Source organism: Robbsia andropogonis (assembly GCF_034047095.1).
GTDB lineage: Bacteria > Pseudomonadota > Gammaproteobacteria > Burkholderiales > Burkholderiaceae > Robbsia > Robbsia andropogonis.
The window spans coordinates 1614751-1627633 of sequence record NZ_CP139170.1 but is presented as its reverse complement, the minus strand read 5'-3'; the positions used below and the strand labels follow the sequence as shown (position 1 = coordinate 1627633).

Here is a 12883-nt window from a genome sequence, read left to right as displayed (position 1 = left end):
TGCCAGAGCAAAAGCTGACCGATCGTGCGCTTCCTTGCATTTTTTGCGATGTCGTTGAAGTGAAGTCGTTTCTGATCCATTCTTTAGAATCATGATCCATCGCTCTGCTTTTCGTCGCGCGCATGACTTGGCGCGCTTCTTCCGTGGAGCCCATGCCGCATGAGCGACGTCTTATCCTCACCGAACGGACCGGACGGTTTTCCGGCGCGTGGTCTACCAACGCAGCGCAATTCGACGCTCCTTGCCGCGGGTGCGGTGGTGGCCTTGCATGCCGCGATCATTGCGGCCATCCTGCTGAACAACAAGCCGCCTCCGATCAAAGAGGTGCCCGCTCGCATTGTCACAGCCACATTGATTGCGCCCGAGCCGGCGCCGGTTCCGGTCGCACGGCCGGAACCACCCAAGGCGGAGCAAAAGCCGGTCGTCAAGCCGCCACCGCCGAAGCCGGTCATGCGCAAGCCGACCCCACACCCGACATCGACGCCTACGCCCGTTGCCGCCACGCCACCGGAGCCCGCGCCGCCCCCCACGCCGGCGACGCCCGCGCCCACGCCTCCCGCACCAGCACCAGCACCCGCGCCGGCGATCGATCCGAACGTGCCAAAGAATGTCCGGCACCTGACCTGCGCCGGAACCCGGCCGGAGTACCCGGCCCTGTCAAGTCGACGCGGCGAGACCGGCACGGTGGTCATCCAGTTCGTGGTGGATACGCATGGCAAGGTGGAAAGTGCTCGCGTGAAGACCAGCAGCGGTTATGACCGTCTGGACGAAGCCGCGCGGCAGGCAGCGTTGTCCAGCCCCTGCACCCCCTATATGGAAGGCGGCACGGCCGTGAAAGCGATCACGGAACGGCCCTATAGCTTCAGTTTGTCCGACTAGCACCCGTCCCTGCCGGCGGCGCATTCCGCCCGCAGGGGAAGAACGACCTACATACGCATACACACATACGCGAAGGAACTGTAATGCAAGACTATGGCATCGCCCACGTATGGGCCCAAGGCGACTTCGTTACCCGCGGCATCGCCCTGCTGCTGCTGATCATGTCAGTCCTGTCCTGGACCGTCATTATCGTCAAGTCCTGGCAGGCATGGCGCCTGACACGCCTGTCGCGTACCGCGGAACAGGATTTTTGGCATTCGGGTGATCTCGAGGATGGCATCAAGCGGATCGGCGGCAGCGCGGACAATCCGTACGCGCAGCTGGCGCTCACAGGCAAGGACGCCGTCGACCATCACCAGCAGAACGACAAAGAACTACATGGCGGCATGAGCACCAGTGATTGGGTCGCGCGTTGCCTGAAGAGCACGATGGATGAAATCGTCGCGCGCATGCAAGCCGGCCTGGCGGTGCTCGCGTCCATCGGCAGCACGGCGCCGTTTGTCGGTTTGTTCGGCACCGTGTGGGGCATTTATCACGCACTGCTGGCAATTGGCGCGAGCGGACAGACGTCGATCGACCATGTTGCCGGCCCGGTAGGAGAATCGCTGATCATGACCGCATTCGGTCTGTTCGTCGCGATTCCGGCGGTGCTCGGTTATAACGCATTGACGCGCTCGAACAAGGCGAGCGTGACAAAGCTGAACCGTTTCGTGCATGGCCTGCATGCGTACTTCGTCACCGGCTCGCGCGTACGCCCGACACGCCGCGAAGGGCTGCGTCTGGCGACCCGCGCGCAATAAAGCTGTTTTTTATTTATCCCGATATTCGTGCGCGGCCACCGTGCCGCCACACCGTAACGCACCACGCGGAGAACTGCGATGTCCATGGGCCCATTTGAAGGGGACAGCGACGAAGGGCTGATGAACGAGATCAACATGACGCCGCTTGTCGACGTGATGTTGGTGCTGTTGATCATCTTCCTGGTCACGATCCCCGTGATGAACAACGCGGTCAAGATCGACTTGCCGCAAGCCAGCACCCAGCCGCTGAACCAAAAACCGGCTTTCATCGACGTCTCGATCAAGGCAGACGGGACGATCTTCTGGGACAAGAGCGCGGTTGACGACGCATCGCTCGCCACGCGCGTGGACGCCGCGGCGAAGCAGACGCCACAACCTGAGGTGCACTTGCGTGCGGACAAGAACGTTCGCTACGAGCGGGTCGCGCAATTCATGGCCGCCGCTGAAAATGGCGGTTTGAGCAAAATCGGATTCGTGACAGATCCAGCGCCGAGGAAGTGAGATCCTCCCGCCAGACCGATTACACCCGCATTCTGGTCAGTAGCGCCCACCATTGTCGTACCGGTGGGCGTTTTTCATGAATGCGCAACCCGCTGCACCCCCTTTACGACCATGCGACAATGCCGGACAGCACCGCATAGGTGCTTTTTTATCGGCATAAGCGTCATCGGCCGCTCGGCGCCTTTCGCGGCACCGTGCCCGCTGGAAGACAGGAGGTCCACCGTGAACTACGAACATTTGGTCCAGATCAACGACCCACTTAATCCCCTGTTGGGAACGCTGTCACTTGGTCAGCTATGGCAAGGCCTCGTCTTGCGAGCGGAACAACCACAACGCTTCGTGTTGGGACTCGAGAAATGCACGATCCTGTCCCGGGCCGGCAACGTCATGGAGCGTGAACTGGTCTATGGTCCGTCGGCAACGGTGCGGGATCGCGTCACGCTACGTCCGTACGAATCAATCGAATATATGATCGATGCCACGACAGAACACGTCGGAGGCAGCCTGACGATGTCGATCGAGGCGCCCGACGAAGCGCAATTATTCGTCCGCTTTGCTTATCGTACGTCATTGGCAAGTGGCGACCAGGCGGACCCCGAACGCACGAGCGAATTCGTCAAGTCCGCTTATCGGGAATCGGATATCGATACGATTCGCGTGATTCGTCAGATGGCGGAGCGCGGTGACTTGGACACCGCACCAACAGGCCCCACGCACTGACGTTCAACAGCGATTGCGCACATAGCGTGAAATGCGTGCTTCCGCTCGGAACAACATGGAAAGCGGTCTGCGGAACACGTTCAAAAAACTACTTGAGCGACGCAAATTTCGCTTGCGAATGGGAATGGTTCTCATTTAATATAACCCCATCGTCGCCGCTTACAGAGCCCAGCACACTATGAATTCTCTGCCACGCAGCAGCCGCACGCTTCACCTCCGTCACCGTGATCTGTCGTCCGCGGGCGGTAGTCAAAATGCCACCAACGTCTCGGTGGTTCGCCCCATGCAGCGTCTGATGCCACGCGTGACGAGCGTGGGACAAGAAGCAAGTGTCACCGAGCGCGTGAGCACGGATGCCAGAGCGCCAGTCGCACGGTCGGCCAGGCAGCCGCAACCGGTTGTCATGCCACTTGAACCATCGCTGTCCAACGTCCCTGTGTCGGCAGGGCCCGTCACGAGTGCAGCGCTATTGCAAGGCAACAAGACCGTACAGATCATGCATAACGGCGAGCCGTACACGCTGCGTGCAACACGACACGGCAAGTTGATATTGACGAAGTAAGACGTCAGCAGGAACCCGATTTCGCGTCGGGACGGACACTCAGGCAGCAATGCCTTGGTAAAAGGCAGTATGGAGTGGTTGTGCGGCGTCGCGAAGAGGCAAAAGCGCGCTGCGGACACCCTCGCCCCGCCCGCCGTCCCAACACTTTACCGTGTATTGTGGGGACCACCTCGCACGAGGTGTTAAAGGTCATCGCCAGCGTCAGAGGTGCACGTAAGAACTAGACCCCTTCCGTGCGAATCGGCAGCCAGCCAGACCTTTTTTTTATTCCAGGGCTTCGCCGCGCGGCATGCGGGCGAGGCCCTTTCCCGTGGTGGGCACGATGGGCGATGGGGCACGCGAAGATTGAAAGGCGCGCCATGACAAAGCAAATCCGAACAATGCGCTCAGTGCGACAACATCGGTCAACAATCCGGCGGGATAGTCCAGCAACCCCTCCGTCGCCTCGAAGAGCACCGAATCAAGCACGAGTGAAATGACCGCGCCCGCGATAAAACAAGGCATTGATTGACGCCCAACTGCCACGATCCAATTGATTCCCTTGCCTAGCCGTGCAAGCCAACCTGCCTGCGCCACCATCGCGCATACCCAGGCGATGGCAACGAAATTGACGACCCGCAACCAGGAGAGATTCTGTTTCAGCGACGCATCGAGATACGCCGGCGTAAATCCCACGCGATAAATGCCAAAGCCGACGACCGATGCAATGGCTACCCCGCCCACCGACCAGAAACCCATGCGGGACGAAAAGACACGCTGGACCGGTAACGAGTGCGCAAGCACACCCAACACGAACATCAACTGCCACGCAAACGGGTTGAAGGGCCAGACACGTGCGCTTTCCACGGCACTTCCCATGGCGCCCCCTACGCCCGGTAACCAGACCAGCGCGGACGGCGCGAGCCACCAGACCACCAAACTTGCCGCCAGGGTCGGCAAGGGCCGCCGCATCGCGCAAGGCAGCAACACCGGCGCACACGCTACAAAGATCAGATACATCGGCAGCACCGATGACAGATACGGTTGCTCGCGCAGGGTTGCGACATCAAGCAGGAAGGAGAATGGTGACGACAACAACCTGTCCACCGCCGTGAATGGGAGATTCGGGGCAGAGACGTCGAACACACGCAAGATCAACGTTGTCGACATCATTGCGACAGCGCAAATCAGGAAGCCACGATAGATCGGCCAGATGCGGCGCAGCAGCTTCCCCTGGGCCGTCTCAGGAGCTCGCTCGCGCCAGCCGCACCACGCACCCGTCAAAGCGAATCCGCAAAGAAACACAAAGGCCTCGGCGGCATCCGGATAGGCGAAGCGGTGCATCGTGACGCGGGACAGGATGCTGCCGCCGATATGATCGACGACAATCATCAACATCGCCAGGCCACGATAGAAATCGACAGGCACGGAACGGGACGGACTTACTTTCACGGGTGTTTCACTCGATGCGCAGCAGGCCGGCATGCCCGGCGTGTCATCGCGCCCCGGCAGTCCTCATGGAAAAGCGGGATCCATGGAGGAAGTCAGCGCTTCCGCGCTACGAACGAAAGGGAGTCGATGATACGTACCGGCGCCATGGTAAACCCTCTCGCGGCAAAAAAACACCGTTGATACACTGATTTACGACTAACACCGAATATTTCGAATAAGCAGCCGCCCCCTGCCCGGAAAGCGGCGCGGCCGCACAACAGATGCGCGCGGCAACACGTCCGCACGCGCTGTCCCGGCCGTCTTACCAGCGGATGAACATCAGCCACCAAGCGCTATCAGCGATTGCCAAGGCCAATGCGAAGGACAACATGGCGCCGCCGAGTGCATACCACGACGCCGCATAGCGACGCGCGATCTGAAACGCCAGCCAAAGGCTCCATAAGTTGGCCAGACCAAGAAGGACCGCACGCGCATCGCCAGCCCACCGCGTATCGACGTGATGATGCTGCAGGATCGTCAACGTCGTTGCGGTCAGACCGAGGAAGACACTGGCGCCTGCCTGCGGAATCAGCGCCTGCGCAAAATGATGCAGGCGTCGGGTCGACCAGCCACTGCCCCGAACCGGCATCACGGCACGGCTTGCCACTGCGGAAGCCATGGCCGCCTTGCTATTTGCAACGCCCAAGCCAAGCAGGCCATTCCCGGCTGCCATCACGACGAGCAACGCCGTACCGTACACCAATGCCGTCGCCATCATATAGCCGATGACCAATCCGCCATCCAGCCAGGTGAAGACATCGTTCTGGTCCGGATAGTGCGTGAACACATACCAAGGCGCGTTATCCGCCAGCGGCCACATGATGTCGTGGTTGATCAGCCAACCCGCGAGGGATATCTTGATCTGCACGAACAACGGACTCACGGCCCAATGAAACCCGCCAATCGCGATGCCGAGCATGCCATACAGCAGCAGCGCCGTATCCCAGGCGGACGCACGCTTTGCTCCCTGCTCGACCACTTCATCGGATGAGGAACGAGTCGCCAGGCTGATGGCATCGCGATGCCCGCTACATCGGCCGCACATATGGCAATCGGCGGACTGGATCTGCCGCAACGGCACCAATGGCGCGCAATTGACGGGGATCACCCGATGGCCATGCTCACCGTGCTTGTACGAATGGCGCCATGCTTCTTCATTAACCTGAAAACGGAACGGCGCAAGACGCGCCAGCAGCGTGAAAACACCATTCACGGGACACAGGTATTTGCACCATACACGCTTCTCACGGCCGTACAGCACGCCGATGATCATGGCCCCGACCGTGGAACCGCCTAGCACGACCAGCACGGCCTTCGGATATTGATAGACGCTGACCATCTGGCCATAAACCGTCGTCATGCCGAATGCAACGAAGGGCCAGCCGCCCCAGCGCATCCAGCGCGGAATGGCCCAACCCGCACCGAACTTGCTGGCAAATTCCGTCAACGTGCCTTCCGGGCATAGCACGCCACACCATACGCGCCCGAGCATCACCATCGACAGCAGCACAAATGGCCACCAGATGCCCCAGAACACGAACTCCGACAATACGGTGAGGTTGTTCCACATGCGCGCGCTGTCCGGCGGCAACGGCATGACAGCTGGCACGATAATCAGCACCGCGTACACCAGCACGACAACCCATTGCACTCCCCGGATCACCCGGCCGTGACGCTGCATCCAGTCACCCGCGATATGCGGCCAGCCGGCGATTCCGCGAGGGCGGCCGATGCGCGCAGCCTGACTCATGCTGTTTTTCCCGCCATCGGCTGGCGACGCGCGAAGCGCATCAATCCCGCGACGATCAGCCAGAAGACCGCGTAGGCCAGCAGATTCATCAAGGACGGATGCGCACGGTAGCCCGTCAGCGTGGCGACCAGTGAGCCAATCGTCGAACTATCGTCGAGAATACGGCTGCTATCCCACAGCTGGTCGACGATCGTCGGCAAATATTCCATGTCGATCAACTTGTCGATACCTGCTTCGAACAGTCCTGCGGCAAGGAACAGCAACATGATTTCGGTTACCCGGAAAAACAGCCGCCACGAGAAAATCTTGCCGCCCAGTTGGAAAATATAAAACGTGATGAAGGCCAGCACGAGCCCGATCAGCACGGCGCCGTACATCGAAGGCGCGATATGCCCCGACTGACCGAATCCCAGGCCATACAGGAAAATCGCGGTCTCGCTGCCTTCGCGCGCAATGGCGGTGGCAACGAGAATGGCCACCCCCCACCAATTCGCGGCATCGGCACGCTCCTGCAACTGCGCTTCCATATCGCGCTTCAGTGTCCGAGCATGATGGCGCATCCACATCACCATCTGCACGATCAGCACGCACGCCACCAGGACCATCACCAATTGAAAAACGTCCTGGGCCGAGCCGGACAACAAATCGGTAAACCCAACCAATGCCGCACCCAATCCCACGGCCGCGACCAGCCCGGCCACCACGCCGGCCCACAGATAAGGCAGGCCCCTGCGCGCCGCCGCATCCCCGTTCTTCAGCCACGCGTACAGGATGCCGACGACCAGCAAGGCCTCGACACTCTCGCGCCACACCACAAATATGACCTGCCCCATGATCTACCCTTTTTTTGCCTCACCACGCTGGCGAATCCGGCCCTGGAGACGAGGAGGCACGCTACCGGGCACCGGGCTGGCGACCACACGGGCATCACGCCGCCCCGCCATCAATGCGCATCGCGTAAGCGCGCAACGGCCTGCCTTGTGCGATCAGTCATCAAGATCTCCCGTGCCGGTCACGCCGCGATCATCACTTGGCGACGATGACGCCTTGTCCCGTTGCTTGATGAAAATCGTCGAAAAATTTGTATTCGCCCGGCGACAAGGGCGCAATGACGACGAACGACTCGCCGCCCGGTGCCAGCACCTTTTCCTTGCGCAATTGCACGCTCTCGAACTCCGCCGCGCTGGTGCCGGTGTTCTTGATGGCGATCTTGATCCGTTGACCTGCCGGCACCTCGATGCGGGCGGGAGTCATCTTGCCGTCCTCCATTTCGAGCGGGAACGTCGGCAGATCCGCCGCATGCGCCCAATGCGCCAACAACAGCGCCGTTGCCATTGCCACCTTCTTCATACACAACCCTTTATCAGACAGCAAAACGCCCAGGCGACAACACAGGGGCCGTCCGAGGACCGGACCCCCCCTGTTGCCGGCCGGACGCCGAATAACCGACATGATAAATCAGAATGCTTATCGTTTAACCAGATTACCCATTCCGATGGCGTGGCACATTGTCCCTATCGCATGCGCCGAACAATCCATTGCCGACGCAGCGATAGATCAGTAGCCGCCTTTCTTCCCAACGCCCGCGAACGGGAAATCGTATTCGAGCGTAATCGGCTTGAACCACGGACCCACGCCCGTTTCCTTGTCGACGTGGCGGCCAAAGCCCATGTGCCCTGATTGCAGGGGCGGCTTGATAACCATCTTCAAGTGATACTTGCCCGGCCCCATCAGCTTGACGTTATCGCCATAATGCGGACCGTCGTTCGCGACCATCGGCATCATGTCGCCCTTGATCACGTCTTTCGAACCCACTTTCGATAGCTCATAGCTGACTTGCAGGTACGGCATCCAGTCACCTTCGGCGAAACCTGTCGGGTTGTCCTTGACGGCATGGATATCGGCTTCCAGATGAATGTCCGACTTTGCGGCATCACGCATCAAACCTGCCGGCTCCATCGTGATGGGCTGCAGATACACCGCGCCGATTTCCATGCCTCCCTCGATCTTGTGCTGACCAATCGGGTATTCCGCAGCGGATGCTGCCACGGACCATGCCGCCATTGTTGTCACCACCGCGAAAACGCATGCCCCTGCCATACCGCCCGTCGAACGTGCTGCCACCATGAGAGTCCCTTGCTGTTGATTACCCGCCGCGCATGCACGCCGGTGATTACAAAAAGCCTGCTTTACAAACGAAGCAAAACATATTACTGATGTCTTCGCGAAGTCGAATAATAATACGAATTATTCTCAAAAACAATTTGTAAGGGTAGTACCCCGGGCTAAGAGAAAAGGTGTCGTATTAATGTGTTTCGTGCCCGGTGACACGCCTCATCGGAGGGGGATCATGCCGGCCAGGCGGACATTTTCGATACACGAGGAGGCGAACCACGGACAACCGTCTTGCCACGCCATTGACCCCATGACATCACAGGTCGCTTTTTCGCGCGCCAAACGCCTTTTCCCGCAAGCTCGCCAGCGCGTCCCGGGTCTGGGCCGCTTTCTCGAACTCAAGATTCTTCGCGTGATCGGCCATTTGCTTTTCCAATCGCTTGATCTCTTTCGCGAGCTGCTTCTCGCTCATATCTTCCACACGTGCGCGTTCCTGCGCCTCACGCAATTCCTGTTTCGCGTCGTCCGCATCATAGACACCATCGATGATGTCCTTGATACGCTTCTTCACGCCCACCGGGACGATCCCGTGCGTGGCGTTATGCGCGATCTGCTTTGCCCGCCGCCGCTCGGTCTCGTCGATTGCACGTCGCATCGAATCCGTGATCCGGTCGCCATAGAGAATCGCCTGACCGTTCACATTCCGCGCAGCGCGGCCTATCGTCTGGATCAATGAACGTTCGGCTCGCAGGAAACCTTCCTTATCCGCATCAAGAATGGCGACCAGCGACACTTCCGGGATGTCGAGCCCTTCGCGCAGGAGGTTGATGCCGACCAACACGTCGAACGTTCCGAGCCGTAAGTCGCGAATGATTTCCACGCGCTCGACAGTGTCGATATCACTATGCAGATACCGAACCTTGACGCCGTGCTCCGCGAGGAAGTCGGTCAACTGCTCGGCCATGCGCTTTGTCAGCACGGTCACGAGTACGCGCTCGTTGACCTTGACGCGAAGATGAATCTCGCCGAGAACGTCGTCCACTTGCGTACGTGCCGGTCGAACCTCGATCAGCGGATCCACCAGACCGGTGGGACGCACCACCTGCTCCGCCACCTGACCAGCCGAACGTTGCTCGTAGTCGCCCGGCGTTGCCGAGACGTAGACGACCTGGCGCATCTTGCGCTCGAATTCGCTGAATTTCAGCGGACGGTTATCGAGCGCCGACGGTAAGCGAAAGCCATAGTCCACCAGGTTTTCCTTACGCGCGCGGTCGCCGTTGTACATCCCGTTCAACTGTCCGATCAGCACGTGGGACTCGTCCAGCAACATCAGCGCATCGGACGGCAGGTAATCGACCAATGTCGGCGGCGGTTCGCCCGGCGCGGCGCCGGAGAAGTGTCGCGAATAGTTCTCGATGCCCTTCGTAAAGCCCAATTCCTGCAGCATTTCGAGATCGAAACGCGTCCGCTGCTCCAGCCGCTGTGCCTCCACCAGCTTGCCTTCCTGATAAAGAAACGCCAGTCGGTCACGTAACTCCGCCTTGATCGTCTCGATAGCGCGCATCACCGTATCTCGCGGCGTCACATAATGCGACGACGGATAAACGGTAAAACGCGGGATTTTCTGGCGAACCCGTCCCGTCAGCGGATCAAACAATTGCAGCGATTCGATCTCGTCGTCAAACAACTCGACACGCACCGCCAGTTCCGCGTGCTCCGCCGGAAAAATATCGATCGTATCGCCCCGTACGCGGAAGGTCCCTCGACCAAACTCCGTTTCGTTCCGGTTGTACTGCATCGCGATCAGGCGCGCGATCACCTCGCGCTGCCCGATCTTGTCACCGGAGCGCAGCGTCAGGATCATCTTGTGGTACTCGCCGGGATTGCCGATACCGTAGATCGCGGAAACCGTTGCGACGATTACCACGTCCCGTCGCTCCATCAGGCTCTTGGTGGCGGACAAGCGCATCTGCTCGATATGCTCGTTGATCGACGAATCCTTTTCGATGAACAGGTCGCGCTGCGGCACATACGCTTCCGGTTGATAGTAGTCGTAATAGGAAACGAAGTACTCGACAGCGTTATGCGGAAAGAAGTCCTTGAACTCCGAATACAATTGCGCTGCCAACGTCTTGTTGGGCGCGAAGACGATGGCGGGTCTCCCTAGCCGGGCAATTACATTGGCCATGGTGAACGTCTTGCCCGACCCGGTGACCCCCAATAGTGTCTGATATGACAGACCATCCTCCACGCCCTCGACCAAGGTCTGGATGGCAGTCGGCTGATCGCCGGCCGGCGGGTACGGCTGATAGAGCTGATATGGCGAATCCGGAAATTCGATGAATTTCGACGGATCAAGCACATCCGAGGCGTTCGAGACTTCCCGCAGTTCAGTCATTGGCTTAAGATATCGGGTCCGGACGACCTGACTATCGCCCAGTAAACATCCTATTTTAGACCTTCCTGAGCACGAGGGTCCCAAGGCGTTGGATTTGTCGCGATTATCCTCAATCCTGGATTGCATTACAAAAAGCTTTCGAAACCGGTAATTCACTTGTTTTATGCGTGTCGCGTTGTGGAACTCTGCTATTCGCGCCCTTTATCACTGCGCTCATTCGCTGATATCGCTCCGATAGCCTGTCCCACCCATGCGCAAACCTGAGATTTCTTTCCTTTCGTCCGATTCACGAGACCCTGCCATGACGTTGTTTTCCGCTGTCGAACTCGCGCCCCGCGACCCCATTCTTGGCCTGAACGAAGCGTTTGCCTCGGACGCGCGCGCGACCAAGGCGAATCTGGGTATCGGCGTCTATACCAACGACGACGGCAAGGTACCGTTGCTGCGCGCCGTCGCCGAGGCGGAAAAAGCGCGTCTGGAAGCCGCGCCGGCACGTAGCTACCTGCCGATCGAGGGCCTTGCGGCTTACGACCAGGCAGTGCAAACCTTGTTGTTCGGCGCGGATTCACCGCTGATCGGCGCAAACCGTGTAATCACGGCCCAGGCACTCGGCGGTACTGGCGCGCTGAAAATCGGCGCGGACTTCCTGAAGCGCCTGAATCCCGATGCCAAGGTGGCCATCAGCGATCCGAGCTGGGAAAACCACCGGGCGCTGTTCGAGGGGGCAGGTTTCGATGTGGTCAACTATCCGTACTACGACGCGCAAACGCGCGGCGTGGCATTCGACAAGCTGATCGAAGCATTCACATCCTACCCAGCCGGCACAATCGTCGTGCTGCACGCCTGCTGCCACAACCCAACCGGCGCCGACCTGACGCCGGACCAGTGGAAGCAAATCGTCGACGTGGTCGCGGCGCGTGGTCTGGTGCCGTTCCTGGACATGGCCTATCAAGGATTTGGCGACGGCATCGACGCCGATGCCGTCTCGGTTCGACTGTTTGCCGATGCCGGCCTCTCCGCCTTTATTTCCAGCTCGTTCTCGAAATCATTCTCGCTGTACGGCGAACGCGTGGGCGCATTGTCCATCGTCACGCAAAACGCCGACGAAACAAAACGCGTGTTATCGCAATTGAAGCGCGTGATCCGTACCAACTATTCGAACCCACCGACGCACGGCAGCGCGATCGTCGCGGCGGTCCTGAGCAATACGGCGCTGCGCGCAAAGTGGGAAGAGGAGCTGGGCGACATGCGCGAGCGCATTCGCACGATGCGCACCTCGCTGGTAGCCAAACTGAAGGCTTCCGGCACATCACGCGATTTCTCCTTCATCGCGGCGCAACGCGGCATGTTCTCATACTCGGGCCTGACCAGTGCGCAAGTCGATCAGTTGCGCGAGGAATTCGGCATCTACGCGGTGTCTACCGGACGTATCTGTGTGGCTGCGCTGAACACGCGTAACATCGACGCCGTCGCGAATGCGATCGCGAAGGTCGTATCGTAAGCCATTTTTTGTCTTGCACCGTAGGGATGCGCTTCGCCCCTCCGGTTATCAAGATGCGATTCGCAGTACGAAGTGCCCGGAAGCGACGCTGACGTCCGGTGCAAGACGTGCAGGTGCGGGACAAAGACGGTGACCGTGGCCGATCCATGCACGACGCACCGACTAAAAGATATCTCTAGAGACGGCG

The 12883-nt window shown here is 59.5% G+C and carries 12 protein-coding genes; 6 read left to right on the top strand and 6 right to left on the bottom strand.

Features of this window, described 5'->3' with window-relative positions; genetic code table 11:
* Positions 1-159 precede the first annotated feature (159 nt).
* From SJQ66_RS20675 to SJQ66_RS29765, 5 genes are all read left to right on the top strand, one after another.
* On the top strand, positions 160-879 hold the full coding sequence (locus tag SJQ66_RS20675) for an energy transducer TonB (protein ID WP_052738279.1): 720 nt from the start codon (positions 160-162) through the stop codon (positions 877-879).
* Between the two features lie 83 nt (positions 880-962).
* Positions 963-1679, top strand: coding sequence for a MotA/TolQ/ExbB proton channel family protein (locus SJQ66_RS20670; protein ID WP_024902240.1), 717 nt, complete (start codon positions 963-965; stop codon positions 1677-1679).
* A gap of 78 nt (positions 1680-1757) precedes the next feature.
* Complete coding sequence (locus SJQ66_RS20665; RefSeq protein ID WP_046152873.1) at positions 1758-2180, top strand: ExbD/TolR family protein; 423 nt, start codon at positions 1758-1760, stop codon at positions 2178-2180.
* Between the two features lie 222 nt (positions 2181-2402).
* Positions 2403-2900, top strand: coding sequence for an SRPBCC family protein (locus SJQ66_RS20660; RefSeq protein ID WP_024902238.1), 498 nt, complete (start codon positions 2403-2405; stop codon positions 2898-2900).
* A gap of 295 nt (positions 2901-3195) precedes the next feature.
* Complete coding sequence (locus tag SJQ66_RS29765; protein WP_390173987.1) at positions 3196-3462, top strand: hemin uptake protein HemP; 267 nt, start codon at positions 3196-3198, stop codon at positions 3460-3462.
* A 264-nt stretch (positions 3463-3726) separates the two neighbouring features.
* Here SJQ66_RS29765 and opgC read toward each other — a convergent pair whose 3' ends face one another.
* The 6 genes from opgC to uvrB all read right to left on the bottom strand — a co-directional run bounded on the left by opgC (position 3727) and on the right by uvrB (position 11195).
* Complete coding sequence (gene opgC / locus SJQ66_RS20650) at positions 3727-4893, bottom strand: OpgC domain-containing protein (RefSeq protein ID WP_024902236.1); 1167 nt, start codon at positions 4891-4893, stop codon at positions 3727-3729.
* Positions 4894-5194: 301 nt separating this feature from the next.
* The gene (locus SJQ66_RS20645) at positions 5195-6682 is read right to left on the bottom strand and encodes a 4Fe-4S binding protein (protein WP_320535242.1); all 1488 of its coding nucleotides are present in this window, start codon (positions 6680-6682) and stop codon (positions 5195-5197) included.
* A complete protein-coding gene (locus SJQ66_RS20640) occupies positions 6679-7515 on the bottom strand; it encodes an FTR1 family iron permease (RefSeq protein ID WP_024902234.1) in 837 nt (278 codons plus the stop codon). The genes SJQ66_RS20645 and SJQ66_RS20640 overlap by 4 nt, the downstream gene beginning before the upstream one ends.
* A 193-nt stretch (positions 7516-7708) precedes the next feature.
* Entirely contained in the window at positions 7709-8032 is a 324-nt protein-coding gene (locus tag SJQ66_RS20635) for a cupredoxin domain-containing protein (RefSeq protein WP_024902233.1), read from the bottom strand.
* Between the two features lie 207 nt (positions 8033-8239).
* Positions 8240-8782, bottom strand: a complete 543-nt coding sequence (locus SJQ66_RS20630; RefSeq protein ID WP_024902232.1) for an iron transporter — start codon at positions 8780-8782, stop codon at positions 8240-8242.
* A 331-nt stretch (positions 8783-9113) separates the two neighbouring features.
* Positions 9114-11195 carry an excinuclease ABC subunit UvrB gene (gene uvrB / locus SJQ66_RS20625; RefSeq protein WP_320535241.1) on the bottom strand — a complete coding sequence of 694 codons (2082 nt, stop codon included), beginning with the start codon at positions 11193-11195 and terminating at the stop codon, positions 9114-9116.
* Positions 11196-11496: 301 nt separating this feature from the next.
* Between uvrB and SJQ66_RS20620 the strand changes: the two genes are divergently transcribed.
* On the top strand, positions 11497-12696 hold the full coding sequence (locus SJQ66_RS20620; protein WP_024902230.1) for an amino acid aminotransferase: 1200 nt from the start codon (positions 11497-11499) through the stop codon (positions 12694-12696).
* Positions 12697-12883 lie beyond the last annotated feature (187 nt).